This window comes from Streptomyces sp. RKAG290 (assembly GCF_023701695.1).
Taxonomy (GTDB): domain Bacteria; phylum Actinomycetota; class Actinomycetes; order Streptomycetales; family Streptomycetaceae; genus Streptomyces.
Genome location: NZ_JAJOZC010000001.1, coordinates 640,596 through 657,758, shown reverse-complemented (window position 1 = coordinate 657,758; position 17,163 = coordinate 640,596). Strand labels below are relative to the sequence as shown.

Annotated in this window: 17 protein-coding genes and 4 pseudogenes; 14 read left to right on the top strand and 7 right to left on the bottom strand. The window is 69.4% G+C overall.

Annotated features, from left to right (window positions below; genetic code table 11):
• Window positions 1-78 precede the first annotated feature (78 nt).
• A pseudogene (locus LNW71_RS02835) lies at window positions 79-776 on the bottom strand (sigma-70 family RNA polymerase sigma factor).
• A 277-nt stretch (window positions 777-1,053) separates the two neighbouring features.
• On the opposite strand from LNW71_RS02835, the gene LNW71_RS02830 reads away from it, so the two are divergent.
• From LNW71_RS02830 to LNW71_RS02820, 3 genes are all read left to right on the top strand, one after another.
• The gene (locus LNW71_RS02830; protein WP_250966762.1) at window positions 1,054-1,359 is read left to right on the top strand and encodes a hypothetical protein; all 306 of its coding nucleotides are present in this window, start codon (window positions 1,054-1,056) and stop codon (window positions 1,357-1,359) included.
• 418 nt (window positions 1,360-1,777) lie between these two features.
• A complete protein-coding gene (locus tag LNW71_RS02825) occupies window positions 1,778-2,425 on the top strand; it encodes an RNA polymerase sigma factor (RefSeq protein WP_250966761.1) in 648 nt (215 codons plus the stop codon).
• Window positions 2,426-2,586: 161 nt separating this feature from the next.
• Window positions 2,587-3,330: a hypothetical protein gene (locus LNW71_RS02820; protein ID WP_308294447.1), complete on the top strand. Its 744-nt coding sequence runs from the start codon at window positions 2,587-2,589 to the stop codon at window positions 3,328-3,330.
• 311 nt (window positions 3,331-3,641) lie between these two features.
• On the opposite strand, the gene LNW71_RS02815 is transcribed toward LNW71_RS02820, so the two are convergent.
• From LNW71_RS02815 to LNW71_RS02805, 3 genes and pseudogenes are all read right to left on the bottom strand, one after another.
• Complete coding sequence (locus LNW71_RS02815; RefSeq protein ID WP_250966759.1) at window positions 3,642-3,971, bottom strand: DUF317 domain-containing protein; 330 nt, start codon at window positions 3,969-3,971, stop codon at window positions 3,642-3,644.
• Complete coding sequence (locus tag LNW71_RS02810; RefSeq protein ID WP_250966758.1) at window positions 3,968-4,390, bottom strand: DUF317 domain-containing protein; 423 nt, start codon at window positions 4,388-4,390, stop codon at window positions 3,968-3,970. The genes LNW71_RS02815 and LNW71_RS02810 overlap by 4 nt, the downstream gene beginning before the upstream one ends.
• Window positions 4,391-4,464: 74 nt before the next feature.
• Window positions 4,465-4,714: pseudogene (locus LNW71_RS02805) on the bottom strand (TraM recognition domain-containing protein); the annotation flags it as partial.
• A 15-nt stretch (window positions 4,715-4,729) separates the two neighbouring features.
• On the opposite strand from LNW71_RS02805, the gene LNW71_RS02800 reads away from it, so the two are divergent.
• The 3 genes from LNW71_RS02800 to LNW71_RS02790 are packed head-to-tail and all read left to right on the top strand — an operon-like array spanning window position 4,730 to window position 7,511.
• Window positions 4,730-6,007, top strand: a complete 1,278-nt coding sequence (locus LNW71_RS02800) for an alpha/beta fold hydrolase (protein WP_250966757.1) — start codon at window positions 4,730-4,732, stop codon at window positions 6,005-6,007.
• Window positions 6,008-6,029: 22 nt separating this feature from the next.
• Complete coding sequence (locus tag LNW71_RS02795) at window positions 6,030-6,683, top strand: MBL fold metallo-hydrolase (RefSeq protein WP_250971878.1); 654 nt, start codon at window positions 6,030-6,032, stop codon at window positions 6,681-6,683.
• A gap of 48 nt (window positions 6,684-6,731) precedes the next feature.
• Window positions 6,732-7,511: an exodeoxyribonuclease III gene (locus LNW71_RS02790; RefSeq protein WP_250966756.1), complete on the top strand. Its 780-nt coding sequence runs from the start codon at window positions 6,732-6,734 to the stop codon at window positions 7,509-7,511.
• Window positions 7,512-7,524: 13 nt separating this feature from the next.
• Here the strand turns inward: LNW71_RS02790 and LNW71_RS02785 are convergent, their stop codons facing one another.
• Window positions 7,525-7,794, bottom strand: coding sequence for a mycoredoxin (locus LNW71_RS02785; RefSeq protein WP_250966755.1), 270 nt, complete (start codon window positions 7,792-7,794; stop codon window positions 7,525-7,527).
• Window positions 7,787-8,989 carry a Cmx/CmrA family chloramphenicol efflux MFS transporter gene (locus tag LNW71_RS02780; protein ID WP_250966754.1) on the bottom strand — a complete coding sequence of 401 codons (1,203 nt, stop codon included), beginning with the start codon at window positions 8,987-8,989 and terminating at the stop codon, window positions 7,787-7,789. The genes LNW71_RS02785 and LNW71_RS02780 overlap by 8 nt, the downstream gene beginning before the upstream one ends.
• 503 nt (window positions 8,990-9,492) lie before the next feature.
• On the opposite strand from LNW71_RS02780, the gene LNW71_RS02775 reads away from it, so the two are divergent.
• The 5 genes from LNW71_RS02775 to LNW71_RS02755 all read left to right on the top strand — a co-directional run bounded on the left by LNW71_RS02775 (window position 9,493) and on the right by LNW71_RS02755 (window position 13,288).
• Complete coding sequence (locus tag LNW71_RS02775) at window positions 9,493-9,933, top strand: DUF6278 family protein (RefSeq protein WP_250966753.1); 441 nt, start codon at window positions 9,493-9,495, stop codon at window positions 9,931-9,933.
• Between the two features lie 155 nt (window positions 9,934-10,088).
• A complete protein-coding gene (locus LNW71_RS02770; RefSeq protein WP_250966752.1) occupies window positions 10,089-10,832 on the top strand; it encodes an amino acid ABC transporter ATP-binding protein in 744 nt (247 codons plus the stop codon).
• A gap of 14 nt (window positions 10,833-10,846) precedes the next feature.
• Window positions 10,847-11,758, top strand: coding sequence for a glutamate ABC transporter substrate-binding protein (locus LNW71_RS02765; protein ID WP_250966751.1), 912 nt, complete (start codon window positions 10,847-10,849; stop codon window positions 11,756-11,758).
• Between the two features lie 16 nt (window positions 11,759-11,774).
• The gene (locus LNW71_RS02760) at window positions 11,775-12,419 is read left to right on the top strand and encodes an amino acid ABC transporter permease (protein WP_250966750.1); all 645 of its coding nucleotides are present in this window, start codon (window positions 11,775-11,777) and stop codon (window positions 12,417-12,419) included.
• Window positions 12,416-13,288: an amino acid ABC transporter permease gene (locus LNW71_RS02755; protein WP_250966749.1), complete on the top strand. Its 873-nt coding sequence runs from the start codon at window positions 12,416-12,418 to the stop codon at window positions 13,286-13,288. Before LNW71_RS02760 ends, LNW71_RS02755 begins: the two co-directional genes overlap by 4 nt.
• A 58-nt stretch (window positions 13,289-13,346) precedes the next feature.
• On the opposite strand, the pseudogene LNW71_RS02750 reads toward LNW71_RS02755, so the two are convergent.
• Window positions 13,347-13,550 (bottom strand): annotated as a pseudogene (locus LNW71_RS02750) (acyl esterase); the annotation flags it as partial.
• A 176-nt stretch (window positions 13,551-13,726) separates the two neighbouring features.
• On the opposite strand from LNW71_RS02750, the gene LNW71_RS02745 reads away from it, so the two are divergent.
• The 3 genes and pseudogenes from LNW71_RS02745 (at window position 13,727) to murJ (ending at window position 17,134) form a co-directional block, all read left to right on the top strand.
• Window positions 13,727-14,080: a VOC family protein gene (locus LNW71_RS02745; protein WP_250966748.1), complete on the top strand. Its 354-nt coding sequence runs from the start codon at window positions 13,727-13,729 to the stop codon at window positions 14,078-14,080.
• A 202-nt stretch (window positions 14,081-14,282) separates the two neighbouring features.
• Window positions 14,283-15,446, top strand: a pseudogene (locus LNW71_RS02740) (lipid II:glycine glycyltransferase FemX).
• Entirely contained in the window at window positions 15,443-17,134 is a 1,692-nt protein-coding gene (gene murJ, locus LNW71_RS02735) for a murein biosynthesis integral membrane protein MurJ (RefSeq protein ID WP_250966747.1), read from the top strand. Before LNW71_RS02740 ends, murJ begins: the two are co-directional and overlap by 4 nt.
• Window positions 17,135-17,163 lie beyond the last annotated feature (29 nt).

Sequence of the window (17,163 nt, the reverse complement as noted above, 5' to 3'; positions counted from 1 at the left end):
CCCGCGGCAATCACCGCCCCGTCCAGCCCTTCCGTTTGCCGCGCCGGGGGCACGGACTGGCTCGGACGCGGGTGTGGGTCAGTCCTCGGCGAGGATGCCCTCGCGGAGGCGGGTGAGGATCCGGCTGAGCAGGCGTGAGACGTGCATCTGGGACAGTCCGAGGTGTTCGCCGATCTGGGCCTGTGTCATCTCCTGCCCGAAGCGCATCTGCACGATGGCGAGTTCCCGATCGTCCAGGGTTCCCGTCAGCGGGGCGAGCGAGTGGAGGTTCTCCACGAGTTCCATACCGGGGACGCAGCCGCCGGTGAGGCGTGGGTTCGGGGCGCCGCCCCGGTGCGGCTGTCGGCCGTGTCGACCGGTACGTCGAGGGAGTCCGCGGTGTAGCCGTTGGCGGCGATGAGGCCCTCGTTGACGTCCTCTTCGCTGATCCCCAGATGTTCGGCCAGCTCGGCGACCGTGGCCTCCCGGCCCAGGGCGGTCGCGAAGTCCTGCTTCGCCTTGGCGAGGGTGACCCGCAGCTCCTGGAGGCGCCTGGGAACGTGGACGGACCACGTGGTGTCGCGGGAAAAGCGCTTGATCTCGCCGCTGATGTAGGGGATCGCGAAGGAGGTGAACTCGACTTCGCGGGAGAGCTCGAAGCGGTCGATGGCCTTGATCAGACCGATGGTGCCCACCTGCACGATGTCTTCCATCTCACCGCTGCCGCGGTTGCGCAGCGGGTCGGCGATTTCCGGAAGCGCCGGCGTCTGGCCTGCCTCGGCAGCCGGCGCCTGCATGAATGCGGAGGTCGAGATCACGGCGCCTTCTGTGACGTAGGCGGACCACGATCTTGCACTTTGCGGAAGCAACGGTATAACTTCTCCTTAGTGAAGCCGGTGGTTGTTGAAGTACCCTTGAAGCGAGCTGACATGGAGATTTGGGATGCCGCAATCTTTCGACGAGATTCGCACAACGGAAGTATTGGCAAGTGATTTCACTGCCCGTGGGTCCGGACCAGCCGGGAAGCGGAATGATCGGACTGACGGTCGGCCGTGGCCTGCGGGCACCGGAACAGTGACCCGCCACCACACTCTCGTCCGCATCCACGGCGAGTTCGGCCAGGAAGCGCTGGAAACCGTCCGGGCGGGCTATCCCTGGCGCTACGTCACCCGCTGCGAATCCACGATCATCGTCTGGCCTGTCGGAGCAACGTGGGTCTCCCACCAGCCCGAGGCGGTTCTCCTCCGCGGCAGCTTCGACGTACGGGATAAGCAGGCCGTCCAGGACGCCCATCCGGGCCGGACCGTCACACACGACGGGAACCTCCTCACCGTCTGGCCTTGCCCTCTTCCCGCACCGACGAACACACCGAGGCAGTAACCCCGATGACCACACGACCCCGCGTCGACCACGGCGCGCTGCTCCTGGCCATCGCCACACCGATCTTCCTCGTCGGCGGGGCGCTGCCATCCTCGGCCGCGCCCCGGCCGCTCCACGTGGAACACGGGCTGCGGCGGTGCAGGGGCCTGCAGGTCGTCTTCGTCAGGTTCGGGGGAGGGCGACATCAGGCGGCGAGGATGAAGTCATCGGGGTCAAGGGTGACGCCGAGTTGTCCAGGGCAATGGGTTCGTAGAGGGGGATGGATGCCTCCGGGGTGAGTCTTGGGAGTGAAGGGAACGGCGGATGCGGCGCTCCTGCGGCTGAGGTGCGCAGCGCAGGTTTCCCCGATCTCAAATGTCCGTCAAAGCGGATCAAGCCCAGCGGGAACCCTCGGCCGGTTGCCGGACACATACAGAGCATGGAACTGAACGACGCTGGTCCCGCCGTACTGGTCGGAGGGATATCTGACCGAGAGCTGTGGGCGAGGGCCGTCGACGGCGATCGGGAGGCATTCGGTCGGATCTTCGACCGTCATGGGAAGACCGTCTACAACCACCTGTTCCGGCGAACGGCCGACTGGTCCGAAGCTGAAGACCTCACGTCGACCGTGTTCTTGCACGCCTGGCGTCGGCGATCGGAGACGGTGCTGGAGCGCGAATCGGCCTTGCCGTGGCTGCTTGGCATCGCCGACCGCCTGCTGTCCAACACCAGGCGGCGGCTGAGGCGGGCCGAGGCATTGCTGCGCCGGCTCGTCTCGCATGAGGAGTCAGTCGGCGACCACGCGGACCGCGTGGCTGTCCTGGTCGACGACGAGCGTCGCATGTCGGAAATCCACCGGGCGTTGGCTCGGCTGCCGCGCCATGAACGCGAGGTCGTCGAGCTCTGCGTGTGGTCGGGCCTGGATCAGCAGGCGGCTGCGGCAACGCTAGGGGTGGCGGTCGGAACCGTGAAGTCCAGACTGCACCGGGCGCGGCGGAGGCTGGGAGAGGACCTCATTGGCACAGCTGCGGCTCCGGCGTCATTCAGTTCACAGAACCCCATCAACGCGGAAGAGGTCGCACGATGAATCACATGCAGGGTATTCCTGCGGCTCCTTCCGATCGTGATCTGCCGAACCACCGGCGGACCCGAGAGGAGCTCCTGATGAAGATAGGCCCAGAGGACAACCGTGCTTCGCTGCGACGCAGGTGGGGGGTGCCGCTAGGCGTCGCCACCGGGGTTGCGGCGATGAGCGTCGCGGCCGTGGCCGTCTTCAGCGGGATAGGGGATGCCAAACCGCTTCTCGCCGAGCCCGCCGGGAACCCGACGAGCGACGCCGCGTCACCGAGTGCGAGCACAACGCCCGGGTCCACCTCGGCCGGAGCCGGCTCGGCGTCGTCCTCGGCTCGCGCGAGTTCCGCCGCCGCGGACGCATTCTCCATCATCAGCGGGAAGACGATGCCGATCGACGCCGGGACCGTCGCCAAGATCCTGACTTCCTGCCTGGGCTCGGATGCATCGAGATTCCACGCGGTGGTCGCGGTCCGCGCACCCATCGCCTCGCAGAACTGGGACGGCGTGGTCATCGCCGTCGACTCAGCCGATCAGTACGTGCAATGCGAGTCAAAGGGCGACAAGGGCATCAGCCAGGACTCCCCGCCCACGTTCATCAACAATCGCCTGTGGGGCACCGGTCACATGATTGAGTACTTCGACTCCATCGGCGAGCCCGCCGGCAAGGGGAAGCACCTCATGCTGGGCGCCGGCCACTACGCATCCGACATTGCCAAGATCACCATCAGCTACGGAGACAACCCGAAGCAGTACCCGGCGGTCATGGCAGGTGGCGCGTTCGTCTACGCGGCGGCTCTCAGCACCAACGGCTCCGGCCCGCATGACGCGAGCCCCAGCCCCTATGTCCATGCCTACAACGCATCCGGCGAGGAGATTTACAACCAGAAGAAGGACCCGCAGTTTACCGACAAGCAGTAGGTCGGCCTCTTCTCCGGACCTCATTGCTGCCCCGCCGATGTGCCGGGGCAGCAATTGAGCCACCACCGCGGTGGCGGGCGATGTCTTGACGCTGAAGTGACGCTCATTTGACGCCCTTCCTGATAGGGCGTCAGGCGCACGTTGGGCAGGTCAGGCGGTGTCAAGGCTGCGAGTAGCGATGCAGCACCGAGGGCTGGTGACACTCAATGCGGAGTCGCCGGGTCCTGCAGATTAGATGTCGCGGGTCGCGGCATGATGCAGGCCGCGCCTGCGAAGGGTGAGCAGACGCCCCGGACTGGTTGCGACAGCGGTCATCGACGCGGGTGCATGTTTGCGTGTGCCCGCGCAGCCTGCGCGACTGCGTGGTGGGCGTGGGGATTCACCGCGGCGCCCTTGACTGGAGTGATCAGGGCTCTGTCGTCGATCTGGACGAGAAACGGCACTTCGCGGTAGACCCGCTCAGCGGGGATGCTGCTGGTCAGGTGCGTGAAGAACTGTGCGACCAGCCTTCTAGGCGCATCGGGCGTGAACGTGGCCGTCCAGCGCGTGTCGAAGCCGTCAAACACCGAGTGTGTGATCTGCCAGGGGTGGACGGGATCTGCGGTGTGCTCGACGGTGCAGTGCTCGTCGGGGGATGTCACGTGACGCCATCGGCTGTTGCTGTGACGTGCCAGCCGTTGGTTTCGGCAAGGTGAGCGAGGGGCTCGGTCGAGAGCGGAATGCGCTCGGCGTGCCTGCGGTCCCCGGTCAGCTGCGGCAGGGCTTGGGTGACGGAGGCGATGGCTTCGATGGGTGTCTGGCGGCTGAACTCGATTTTCCAGTAGGGCTCGTGATGCGCAATCGTCCACCACACACCGTCCTGGCGGTCGGGGGTGAAGTCGAGGAAGACGCTGCCGCAGGGGCTGTCGACTTCGAGTCGTCCGGTGTGCCGGTCGTGCTTGTGGGACCAGTTGAACAGGTGGACCAGCGGACCGATCGCATCGTTGATCTTGTTCATTCCGCCCCCGGCCATGTACCGCGGTGAGACGAGGACCAGGTCGTCCGGAGCGAAGGTGGTCACGGCTTCCTCCGGGCCGTGCTGTGGGGCTTGGACACCGTGTTCGGGCGGCTGGCTGGGCGCGGGGAGGGTTCTGCCAGAGCGCGGATCGCGTCCGCGGGCAGGATCCGCTCCTGCCGCATGGACACGGAGGTCGACTTCCCCGACTCGGAGTGTGAGGTGGAGGTGGTTTCCACGTCGTGGTCGCCGATGAGCCGGGACAGCTTGTCGGCGAAGTCCGGGTCGTCGATTCCGGCGCCGATGACCTTCACCGTCGAGGCGGACCACATGGCGTCCATGCCCGCGTCGTCCTTTCTGGCCCTGGCGGTAGGACTGGAGGTGAGATATGAGAGCGTGAGGCGGATGAGCGAGACGACGCAGCAGACCCTCCAATACCGCTTTGACGGGCCAGAAGACGCGCCTGTCCTGATCTTGGGTCCCTCGCTCGGTACCACATGGCACATGTGGGACCGGCAGATATCGGACCTCATCCAGCACTGGAGGGTCTTCCGCTACGACCTCCCTGGCCACGGCGGCGCCCCTGCCCGCCCCGCCACCGCCGTCGGTGAACTCGCCGACCGGCTGCTCGCCACCCTCGACGGCCTCGGCGTCCAGCGCTTCGGCTACGCCGGCTGTTCCCTCGGTGGCGCGATCGGCGCCGACCTCGCGCTGCGCCACCCGCAGCGGGTCGCGTCCCTGGCCCTGGTGGCCTCCTCGGCCCGCTTCGGCAGCGCCGACGAATTCCGGCAGCGCGGGGTGATCGTCCGCACCAACGGGCTGGAGCCGATGGCCCGCACCGCTCCGGAGCGCTGGTTCACCCAGGGGTTCGCCGCGGCCCAGTCCGCCATCGTCGAATGGGCGGTGCAGATGGTCCGCACCACTGACCCGGGCTGCTACATCGCGGCCTGCGAGGCGCTCGCCGCCTTCGATATCCGTACGGAACTGGGGCGCATCGGCGTGCCCACGCTCGTCCTGGTCGGGGCCGAGGACCAGGTCACCGGCCCGGGGGATGCCCGCACCCTGGTGGCGGGCATCCCCGACGCCCGGCTCGCCCTCGTCCCCGGCGCCTCCCACCTGGCCCCGGTCGAGCAGCCCGGAGCCGTCACCGACCTGCTGCTCACGCACTTCTCCACGGCCTGGCAGGACACCCAGGCGGCCATTCCGGCGCCCTTCTTCACCCCTCGGCTCTCCGCCCCCGTGCTGCCCGTCGCGGAGATCACCGCGGCCACCGCACAGCCCGTGGCGGAACCGGGCGGCCGCCCCGACCCGTATCAGCCGGGCATGAAGATCCGCCGCGAGGTGCTCGGGGACGCCCATGTGGACGGCGTCATGGCCGCCTCCGACGACTTCACCGGCGACTTCCAGGAGCTCGTCACCCGCTACGCCTGGGGCGAGGTGTGGAACCGGGACGGGCTGGACCGGCGCATGCGCAGCGGCGTCACGCTCACCGCGCTTGTCGCCTCCGGACATCTGGAGGGCCTGGCAGCCCACGTCAGCGCGGCCCTGCGCAACGGCCTCACCCCGGCCGAGATCCGTGAGGTCCTGCTGCAGACGGCCGTGTACTGCGGGATCCCGGCCGCGGGCGCCGCCTTCACGATCGCCCAGTCGGTGATTCAGGCCGAAACGACACCGCGGGCGTAGCAGGATGGGCCGTATGAACGCTGTGAACCCCGAGCCGTTCGCGCTCACGCTGACGAAGAAGTCCCACTCCTGCATCCGCCTGGAAAAGGCCGGACGCCTACTCGTCATCGACCCGGGCGGCTTCTCGGAGCAGGACTCCGCGGTCGGTGCCGAGGCGATCCTGGTGACGCACGAGCACCCCGACCACTTCAACGAGGAGCGGCTGCGGGCCGGTCTGGAGGCCAACCCGGCCGCGGAGATCTGGACGCTGCGCAGCGTGGCGACGAAGCTCGGCGCGGCGTTCCCCGGGCGCGTCCACACCGTCGGCCACGGCGACACCTTCTCGGCCGCCGGCTTCGACGTCCAGGTGCACGGCGAACTCCACGCCGTGATCCACCCGGACATCCCGCGGGTCACCAACATCGGCTTCCTGGTGGACGACTCGCTCTTCCACCCCGGCGACGCCCTCACCGTCCCCGACCGCCCGGTCGACACCCTGATGCTCCCGGTGATGGCCCCGTGGAACAAGATCTCCGAGGTCATCGACTACGTCCGCGAGGTCAAGCCGCGCCGCGCCATCGACATCCACGACGCGCTGCTCACCGATCTCGCCCGCCCGATCTACGACAGCCAGATCGGCAGCCTCGGCGGCACCGACCACGGGCGGCTGACCCCGGGGGACTCGACGGGCCTGTGAGGGGCGGCGGCCCGACCGCTGTCAGTGGGAGCCGCTAGGTTTACACACATGCGCATCGCCACCTGGAACGTCAATTCGATCACCGCCCGCCTGCCGAGGCTGCTCGCCTGGCTGGAGAGCACCGGCACGGACGTGCTGTGCATCCAGGAGACCAAGTGCACGGCCGAGCAGTTCCCCACGGAGGCGCTCCGCGAGCTCGGATACGAGTCCGCGGTCAACGCCACGGGCCGGTGGAACGGGGTGGCGATCGTCTCCCGGGCCGGCCTGTCCGACGTCGTCACAGGGCTCCCGGACGGCCCCGACTACGACGCCGTGCAGGAGCCCCGTGCGATCAGCGCGACCTGCGGCCCGGTCCGCCTCTGGTCGGTGTACGTACCCAACGGCCGCGAGGTCGAGCACGAGCACTACGGGTACAAGCTGCGCTGGTTCGAGGCGCTGCAGAAGGCGGTGGCGGCCGACGCCGCCGGGCCGCGGCCGTTCGCGGTGATCGGCGACTACAACGTCGCCCCCACCGACGAGGACGTCTGGGACCCGGCCCTCTTCGAAGGCGCCACCCACGTCACCCCCGCCGAGCGGGCCGCCCTGGCGGCGCTGCGCGAGGAGGGCCTCTCCGACGTCATGCCGCGCCCCCTGAAGTACGACCGTCCGTACACCTTCTGGGACTACCGCGAACTGCGCTTCCCGAAGAACAAGGGCATGCGGATCGACCTCGTCTACGGCAACGCCGCGTTCACCGCCGCCGTCAAGGACAGCTACGTGGACCGCGAGGAGCGCAAGGGCAAGGGTGCCTCCGACCACGCCCCGGTGGTCGTCGACCTCGACCTCTGAGTACGGCCCGTGCTCAGGCGCCCGGTCCGGGTGCCTGAGCACGCACGGCGTCCATCACCTGACGCCTGGACGGGTTCACCATGGCCTTTCCGGCCACGGTGACCGTCGGCACGGTCTCGTTCCCGTCCGCCACGGAGCGGACGAAAGCGGCGGCCTCGGGGTCCCGCCAGATGTTGACCTCGGTGTACTCCAGCTTCGAGAACCTCAGCTGCAGCCGGAGGTTCATGCAGTACGGGCAGCCGGGCCGCCAGTAGACGACCACCCCGGCACGGTCCTCAGCCACCTGAACTCCCCTGTGCGTAGGTGTGTGCGTGTGGGGAAGATCCTAGGGCCCCGGCCGGACGGCAGGCCCGGGCGGCCGCGGCGGAGCCGAGCGCGAGGACCATCAGCAGGGTGCTCACCCACAGCGGCGACCGGAAGCCGAGGCCCGCGCCGATCGCGAGACCGCCGAGCCAGGGGCCGAGCGCGCCGCCCACGTTGAACGCGGCGGTGGCGAACGAACCGGACATGGTCGGCGCCCCCTCCGCGAGGCGGAAGACGTGCGAGATCAGCGCGGTCCCGGTGCCGAAGGCCAGCATCCCCTGGACGAGGACGAGCACCACCACCGCCATCGGGCTCCCGGCCGTCCACGCGAACAGGGCCCACCCGACGGCGAGCGCCACCAGCCCGGCCGCGGTCAGCGCGACCGGCCGGGAGTCGATGATCCGGCCGCAGAGGGCCACCCCGATGAACGAGCCCACTCCGAACATGGCCAGCAGGGCGGGCACCCATGCGGAGCCGATCCCGCTGACCTGGGTGGCGATCGGTTGCAGATAGGAGAAAGCGCAGAAGGTCGCGCCCTGGACGAGCGCGCTGGTCAGCAGCGTCAGCAGCAGCCCGGACCCCGCCAGGCTCCGCAGTTCGGCGCGTGCGCTCGGCAGCGCGGCCGGGGGCCGGGCACCCGGAATCGTCGCCGCGATCACGGCGATCGCCGGCAGCGAGACGAGGGCGACGGCCCAGAACGCGGCCCGCCACCCCCACTCCCCGCCCAGCCACGCCCCGGCCGGCACCCCCGCCACGCAGGCGACGGTGACACCACCGACCACCACGGACGTGGCGCGGGCCCGCGCGCCTGGGCCGGCCAGCGCGACCGCGGTGACCAGGGCGACCGCCCAGAAACCGGCGTCGGCCAGCGCGCCGACGACCCGCGTCGCGAGCAGCAGACCGTAGCTGGACGTGACCGCGCCGACCACATGGACGGCGGTGAAGACGCAGAGGAAGAACAACAGCGCGCGGCGGCGCGGCCAGTTCCTTCCCAGGAGCGCCATCAGCGGTGCCCCGATCACCATCCCGACGGCGAACGCCGAGGTCAGCAGAGCGGCGGCGGGGATGGAGACGTGCAGGTCCTCGGCGATGCCGGAGAGCAGGCCGGACAACATGAACTCGGAAGTGCCCTGGGCGAAGACGGCGAGCCCGAGCGCGTAGACGGAAAATGGCATGAGACAACCCCATGGACGGCTGACGGCTGATGGACAGAACCGGTTTGGGGGATGCGGGCCGCACCCGCTCGTGACATGAGCGGCGACGCGTCGGAACGGCCACGTGGAGCGTGACCGCGACACGGCAGGTCGGCAGAGCCGTGAACGCCGGGGAATCTGCACCTTGTGCATACGCCGAAGCGCAGCCCGCACCCCATGGGTCCGGGGGCGGCAGCCGTGCGCGGCAGGAGCCGATGAGGCCCGGCCGGTGCGCGAGAAGCCACCGGGGGACCGGTGGCTAGCTTCTGTCCGACTCGGGGCTGCACATGATCGCGAAGGTATCAGTGCGTGCCGGGAGGTCTCCACCCCTTTTCCCGGCCGGTGAAAGCGGCCGCGCCGGTCAGCGGGTCCAGGTGCGGGGTGTGTCCGGGTGAACACGGGGGGTACATCTGGTGTTCAGTACTCGAACGACAGACCGCGCGCCCTGTGGTGCGGATCCGGGCCGGGATGCGACCCTGAGTGGTATGAACATCCCTTTCTTGGACAACTGGCGTAAGCGCCACGACGGAACGCGGGAGGCGGGGCTCGCGGCCGCCGTCGACGCCGATCCGGAAGGCGTGGCCCAACTGCTCGCCGAGTGTGACCTGCTCCGTGTCCGGGCAGGGGAGCGCGGGCTCGAACTGGACGACAGCCCGGCCTCGTTGGCGGCGCTGGACCAGCTGCCGCCGCGCTGGCGCGACGACCCGGAGGAGCTGCCCTGGCTGGGCAACGACGCGGGGCTCTACCTGGGCACCGTGCTGGTGCGCAACGTCCCCGGCGCCCTCTGGCACATCTGGCCGAGCGGCCAGCCCGTGGTGCGGCTCGCCTCCGGGCGCGAGATCGATGTGGTCGAGGCCGGGCTGGACTGGGCGATGTCCGGCAGCCCGGAGCTGTCCCAGGTGTATTCGGAGTCGGCCGAGGGCTGAGAGCGCCGTCCGGATCCGGACAGTCCCCGCCCGCCGAGCGGCGCGGCGAGATAAAACGCCTTATGCCCCATATACGCGTGTCGGGTGTGAAGTCCCTTTCCGGGATGGATAGTTTGCGCTGACCTCGACCAAGCGATAAGTGGGTAGGGCAGCGTATGGCCGTCGATCCGTTGATCGAGCTGCGGGACGTCAATAAGTACTACGGAAAGTTGCACGTACTGCAGGACATCAATCTCACCGTCGGCCGCGGGGAGGTGGTGGTGGTCATCGGCCCCTCCGGCTCGGGCAAATCGACGCTCTGCCGGACCATCAACCGGCTTGAGACGATCGAGTCGGGCCACATCACCCTCGACGGCAGACCCCTGCCGGAGGAGGGCAAGGGGCTGGCGCAGCTCAGAGCCGAAGTCGGCATGGTCTTCCAGTCGTTCAACCTGTTCGCGCACAAGACCGTGCTGGCCAATGTCTCGCTCGCCCAGCTCAAGGTCCGCAGACGGAAGAAGGACGAGGCCGACAAGCGGTCCCGGGAGCTCCTGGACCGGGTGGGGCTCGCCTCGCAGGCCGACAAGTTCCCCGCCCAGCTCTCCGGCGGTCAGCAGCAGCGCGTGGCCATCGCCCGCGCCCTCGCCATGGACCCCAAGGCGCTCCTCTTCGACGAGCCGACCTCGGCGCTCGACCCGGAGATGATCAACGAGGTGCTGGAAGTGATGCAGCAGCTCGCCCGCGAGGGCATGACCATGGTCGTCGTCACGCACGAGATGGGCTTCGCCCGCTCCGCGGCCAACCGGGTCGTGTTCATGAGCGACGGCTGCATCGTCGAGGACCGCACCCCGGAGGACTTCTTCACCGCGCCGGAGAGCGACCGCGCCAAGGACTTCCTGTCCAAGATCCTCAAGCACTGACGGGGGGCCCTGTGTTGCGTACGAGAAAAGTACTGGCCGCCTGTGCCGGCCTCCTGCTCGCCGTCCTCGCCGCCGGCTGCGGGAAGGACGGCAGCCCGCCGGTCAAGGGGCCGCAGCCCGGAGCGCTGCCGGTCTACAAGGTCGACACCGGCTTCCGGCTGCCGGAGTCCAAGACCTGGACGAAGGCGAAGAAGCGCGGGTACCTGCGGGTGGGCGCCAAGGAGGACCAGCCCTATCTGGGCGAGAAGGACCCGGCAACCGGTGTCTACTCCGGCTTCGACATCGAGATCGCCCGGATGATGTCGGCCGCGCTCGGCTTCCCCCCGAACACGATCAGGTTCAAGACGATCGCCTCGGCCAACCGCGAGACGGCGCTGCAGAACGGGCAGATCGACTACTACGTCGGCACCTACACGATCAACGACATGCGCAAGAAGATCGTCGGCTTCGCAGGCCCCTACTACATGGCCGGGCAGGGGCTGCTGGTCCGCACGGACGAGAACGACATCCACGGCCCGCAGGACCTGGCGGGCAAGACGGTCTGCTCGGCGGCGGGTTCGACCCCGTACCAGCGGATCGCCGCCGACTACCCCAAGGCCGACCTGGTCGCCTACGACACGTACTCGATCTGCGTCGACAACCTGCTGACCTACCAGGTCGACGTCGTCACCACCGACGACGCGATCCTGCTGGGCTTCGCCGCCAAGGCGCCCGACGAGATGAAGGTCGTCGGCAAGCCGTTCTCCGAGGAGCCGTACGGCATCGGCGTCCCGCGCAGCGACAACGCGCTGCGGTTCGCGCTCAACGACGCGCTGGAGGCCAACGAGAAGAACGGCAACTGGAAGAAGGCCTACGAGGCCACACTCGGGCTCTCCGGGGCGCCCGTGCCGAAGCCGCCGCCCATCGACCGCTACCCGGCGACCTGAGAGGACGACCAGAACCATGGACGTACTCACCGAGAACTTCTCGCTCTACGCCAAGGGCTTCCTCGGAACCGTCGAACTCACCGTCTACGCCTCGATCCTGGCGATGGTCCTCGGATTCGTGATGGCCTCCTTCCGGGTGGCGCCCGTCGGCTCGCTCCGGGTGCTCGGCACGGTCTGGGTCACCGTGCTGCGCAACACGCCGCTGACCCTGCTCTTCTTCGCCGTGCTGCTCGGCCTGCCACGCTTCGGCCTGGTGCTGCCGTTCAAGGTCTTCGCGGTCCTCGCCCTCGGCTGCTACACCTCCGCGTTCATCTGCGAGGTGCTGCGCTCCGGCATCAACACCGTCCCCACGGGGCAGGGCGAGGCCGCCCGCAGCCTCGGCATGACGTTCGGGCAGACGCTCGGCAACGTGGTGCTGCCGCAGGCGTTCCGCTCGGTGATCCCGCCGATCGGCTCGACGCTCATCGCGCTGGCCAAGAACTCGGCGATCGCCGGGGCGTTCAGCGTCACCGAGCTGCTCGGCACCTACAAGACGCTCAACGAACTGGGCTACAGCATCATCTGGACCTTCGTCTGGATCGCCGTGGGGTACCTGATCATCACTCTGACCATCAGCGCGATCTTCAACGTGCTGGAAAAGCGCTGGGGAGTCGCCCGATGACCACCCACACCGCTCCCTCCGCCACCGCGCTCTACGACATCCCGGGACCGCAGACCCGCAAGCGGCACCTCGGCTACGGAATCGTCTCGACGATCCTGATCCTGGCCCTGATCGGCTGGATCATCTACCTGCTCTTCGACACCGACCAGTTCACCAGCGCCAAGTGGTCGCCCTTCGAGTACAAGGGCATCCAGGAACTGCTGCTGCGCGGGCTCGGCAACACCCTCAAGGCGTTCGCGTACGCAGCGGTGCTCTCGCTGGCCCTCGGGGCGGTCCTCGCCGTCGGGCGGCTCTCCGACCACCGGCCGGTGCGCTGGGTGGCCACGATCCTCGTCGAGTTCTTCCGCGCCATGCCCGTACTGGTGATGATCTTCTTCATCTTCGTCGCGCTGAAGGTGCAGCCGCTGCCCGCACTGGTCACCGGACTGACGCTCTACAACGGCTCGGTGCTCGCCGAGGTGTTCCGTACCGGCATCAACTCGGTGGAACGCGGCCAGCACGAGGCCGCGTTCGCCCTGGGCATGCGCAAGACGCAGGTCACGACCTTCGTCCTGGCCCCGCAGGCGGTACGCGCGATGCTGCCCACCATCATCAGCCAGCTGGTGGTGGCCCTGAAGGACACCTCGCTCGGCTATCTGATCACCTACGAGGAATTCCTCCACGCCGGGAAGCTCATCGCCTCCAACCTCGACTACGATCTTCCCTTCATCCCTGTGGTGATGGTGATCTCGCCGATCTACATCGGGATGTGCATGCTGCTCTCCTGGTTCGCCACCTGGGTGGCCAAGCGGCAGCGGCGCAATCCGAAGACGGAGGCGGTGGATGTCACACCGGCCCAACCAGGAACGCTGCTGCCCGGAGGGCAGTAGCCGGGACCTGCCGCGAGGCGGTCCCCGGGAGCGGTGCCTGCCCGGCAGCAGTCGGTGATCACTTCTCGCGCAACGGCACGGAGACGTACGACGGGTCCGTGCCGGGTGAGGAGAAGGTCAGCTGCGAGCCGGCCGGGTTGTGCTCGGTGTACGACCGGCCGACGGTGTCGGCCATCTGGGCGCGTCGGTGACCGGCCGGGACGTCGTGGGCGTCGGAGGAACACTCCGCGCCCACGGGGAACGGCCGGCCCGGCGTCCGCCCCGCGCCACACGCGGTGGACGCCCGGGACGTGACGTACCGCGTCGGCGGGCAGGCGGGCGCGGCAGAGAGCGCGGTATCCGGTTCACAGCGCAGTGCCGCCCTGGTTTGATGGGCTGCCGGGCCGAGGAGGCAGGGGCCGTCGGCATTCCGGCAGACACCACAGGAGCGCTGACGACGTGACGAACCGCTGGACCGGAGTGACCATCGACTGCGTCGACGTGCAACGGGTCGCGGGCTTCTGGAGCGCACTGCTCGACCGCCCGGCGATGCCGTCCCGGCCCGGCTGGGTCTACCTCGGCCGTCCCGGCGACGCTCAGCCCCGGCTCAACTTCCAGCCCGTGACCGATCCGGACCACGGCAAGGTACGCCTGCACCTCGACGTCGCAGTCGACGACATCGACCACGGCATGGCCCAGGTCATCTCCCTCGGCGGCCGGCCCACCGGCGAGCGGCACGACTTCGACGAGGGCGTGGTCGTCGTGATGGCCGACCCCGAAGAGCACGAATTCTGCCTGGTCCAGTACTACTGACCCACCCCACGCCTGCCGAGGCCGGGACGACCGCCGCGTACGGCGGGAGGCCGAGAAGCGGGAATTCCCTGTGTGACAAGGAGCGCAGCGCAACGGTCATCGTCCGGTCACATCCGGCGCGCGGACCGGTCATGGTCCGCTGTGAGCATCCTGTGCAGCCCCGCCGAGCCGACCGCGGGGCCCACGACGGAGGGCCACGGACATGTCAGCGCTGCTCGCGACCGGAGACCGCAGCCGTGACCAGGGAACACCGATGCGCGGCCTCACCGCGGCCGAGCACCTCGCGCACGTGGCCACGCACGCGGACGCGAGCTTTCTGCAGTACCCGTCCTGGGCCGGGGTGAAGGACCAATGGTCCTCGGAAATGATCGGCTGACACGGCGAAGGCGGTGAACTGGCCGGCAGCGCACTGGTGCTCTACCGGCAATTGCCCGGCACCCGCAAGTACTTCGCCTACCTTCCGGAAGGGCCGGTCGCCGACTGGGCCGACCCCGGAATCGACCGGTGGCTCCGACCGCTCCTGACGCATCTGCGCAGGGCCGGGGCGTTCGCCGTACGCATCGGCCCCTCCCCGGCCTACCGCCGCTGGGACACCGCCCGGCTCAAGGCCGCCACCGGCCCCGGCCGCACGGTGGGGGACGTACTGGCGAGCGAGGTCGACCCGCTCGGCGCGGCCGTGGCCGACCGGCTGCGTGCCCGCGGCTGGCGGCGCTGCGGCGGGGACGGGGACGACGCCGACGCCCAGCCCCGGTACGTCTTCCGGGTGCCGCTGAGCGGACGGACCCCCGACGACCTGTGGGCGGGGCTGAGCCAGGAATGGCGCCGAAACGTCCGCCGAGCCGGGAAGGCGGGGGTGCGCATCGTGACGGGCGGCGCCGCCGAACTGCCCGAGTTCCACCGGCTGCTGCGGATCACGGAGGAGCGCGACGGCTTCCGGCTGGGCCGCTCCCTCGGGTACTACCAGCGGCAGTACGCCGCACTCAACGCCGAACAGCCCGGCCGGATGAGACTCTGCCTCGCCGTTCACCAGGGCGAGATCCTCGCCGCCCACACCGTGATCAGCACCGGTCGCCGGGTCTGGTACCAGACCGGCGCCTCCGCCGACCACCGCCGTGAGGTCCGCCCCAGCAACGCCCTGCAGTGGCAGATGATGCTCGACGCCCACGCCCTGGGCGCCGAGGTGTACGACATGCGCGGGATATCCTCCACGCTCGACCCCGACGACCGTCCCTACGGGCTGCTGCGCTGGAAGTTCGGCACCGGTGGACAGGTCGTGGAGACCCTCGGAGAGTGGGAGACATCGATGGGCGGCCCCGCCAACAAAGCGCTGCACCGGGCGTTCCAGGCCTACCTGGCACGCCGATGACGGCCGCGGAGCCGGCCGCCGGCACGGTCGTCACACCGGAGCGCGAGCAGCAGCGATCCGGCTCGGTGCTGCGCAGCGGCGCCGTCATGGCCGCCGGTTCCGTCGTCTCGCGGGCGACCGGGTTCATACGCTCGGCGGTCGTCGTGGCCGCACTCGGCACCGGCCTGAGAGCCGACGGCTACACGGTCGCCAACACCGTGCCCAACATCCTCTACATGCTGCTCATCGGCGGCGCGCTCAACGCGGTCTTCGTGCCCGAGCTGGTCCGGGCCGCCAGGGAACACACCGACGGCGGGGCCGCCTACACCGACCGGCTCCTCACCCTCTGCACGGTGGGACTGCTCGCCCTCACCGCCCTCGCGGTCGCCGGCGCACCCCTCATCATCTCCGTGTACGCCCCCACCTACCGCGGTGACCAGGCCGAACTCACCATCGCCCTGGCCCGCTACTGCCTGCCGCAGATCCTCTTCTACGGGCTCTTCACCCTCCTCGGCCAGGTGCTCAACGCCCGCAACAGGTTCGGCGCGATGATGTGGACCCCGGTCCTCAACAACGTCGTGATCATCGGGGTGTTCGGGCTCTACCTCTGGACCGCGGCAGGCTCGGACGGCAGCCTGACCTCCGCGCAGGCCGGGTGGCTCGGCTGGGGGACCACGGCGGGGATCGCCGTGCAGACCCTGGCGCTGGTGCCCGCCCTGCGCGCCGCGAGGTTCCGCTGGCGGCCGCGCTTCGACTGGCGCGGCAGCGGACTCACCAGGCCGCTGCGCGCGGCCGGCTGGCTCGTCATGCTCGTGCTGACCAACCAGGCCGCCTACTGGGTGGTGACCCGGCTCTCCACCGCGACGGGCCAGCACGCCGCCGAGCAGCACGTGGCGGGCGGCGCGGGATACACCGCGTACAGCTACGCCTACCAGCTGTGGGTGGTGCCGCAGGGCATCGTGACCGTCAGCCTCGTCACCGCGCTGATGCCGCGGATGAGCCGGGCCGCGGCCGACGGCGACCTGGCGGGCGTGCGGCGCGACCTCTCGTACGCGCTGCGGACCTCCGCCGCCGTCGTCGTCCCGGCCGCCGCGGCCCTGCTGGCGCTGGCACCATGGGTGATGGGTGCGGTGTTCGGATACGGACAGACGCACCCGGCGGACATCACCGTGATGGCAGGCATGATGGCGGCCTTCGCACCGGGACTCATCGCGTTCTCCGGGCAGTACGTGCTCTCCCGCGGGTTCTACGCGATGGGCGACACCCGTACGCCGTTCTTCCTGAACCTGGTCATCGCGGCCTTCAACGCCGGGCTCTCGGTGGCCGCCTATCTGCTGCTGCCCGCGCGCTGGGCGGTGACGGGGATGGCCGGGGCGTACTCCGTTGCGCTGTTCGCCGGTTTCGCCGTCACCGCTCACGTACTGCACCGCAAAGTCTCCGGAAGCGGTGCGGACCGGCCCTCAGCGATGCGCTCGCCCGCGGTGCTCGCGCACGCCCGGCTGGTGGCCGCGTGCGTGCCGGCGGGACTGCTTGCGTACGTGGCGGCGCGTACCGCCGACACGGACGGGGCCGGGCTCGGAGACTTCGCCGCTGCGGGGGCCGGGGTCGTGGTCCTCGTCCTGGTGGTGGCGCTGCTGGCCCGCCCGCTGCGGCTGACCGAGGTCAGCAAGGCGCTGACAGCCGTCCAAGGCCGGCTGCGGCGCACCTGAGGCGGCACCGGCCCGCGCACCCCTCCTCG

Bases quoted from the DNA above. Each gene is read 5' to 3' on its own strand.
- LNW71_RS02825 (WP_250966761.1), top strand. From the start codon at position 1,778: ATGGAACTGAACGACGCTGGTCCCGCCGTACTGGTCGGAGGGATATCT.
- LNW71_RS02820 (WP_308294447.1), top strand. From the start codon at position 2,587: ATGAGCGTCGCGGCCGTGGCCGTCTTCAGCGGGATAGGGGATGCCAAA.
- LNW71_RS02800 (WP_250966757.1), top strand. From the start codon at position 4,730: ATGAGCGAGACGACGCAGCAGACCCTCCAATACCGCTTTGACGGGCCA.
- LNW71_RS02790 (WP_250966756.1), top strand. From the start codon at position 6,732: ATGCGCATCGCCACCTGGAACGTCAATTCGATCACCGCCCGCCTGCCG.
- LNW71_RS02780 (WP_250966754.1), bottom strand. From the start codon at position 8,989: ATGCCATTTTCCGTCTACGCGCTCGGGCTCGCCGTCTTCGCCCAGGGC.
- LNW71_RS02775 (WP_250966753.1), top strand. From the start codon at position 9,493: ATGAACATCCCTTTCTTGGACAACTGGCGTAAGCGCCACGACGGAACG.
- LNW71_RS02770 (WP_250966752.1), top strand. From the start codon at position 10,089: ATGGCCGTCGATCCGTTGATCGAGCTGCGGGACGTCAATAAGTACTAC.
- LNW71_RS02760 (WP_250966750.1), top strand. From the start codon at position 11,775: ATGGACGTACTCACCGAGAACTTCTCGCTCTACGCCAAGGGCTTCCTC.
- LNW71_RS02755 (WP_250966749.1), top strand. From the start codon at position 12,416: ATGACCACCCACACCGCTCCCTCCGCCACCGCGCTCTACGACATCCCG.
- murJ (WP_250966747.1), top strand. From the start codon at position 15,443: ATGACGGCCGCGGAGCCGGCCGCCGGCACGGTCGTCACACCGGAGCGC.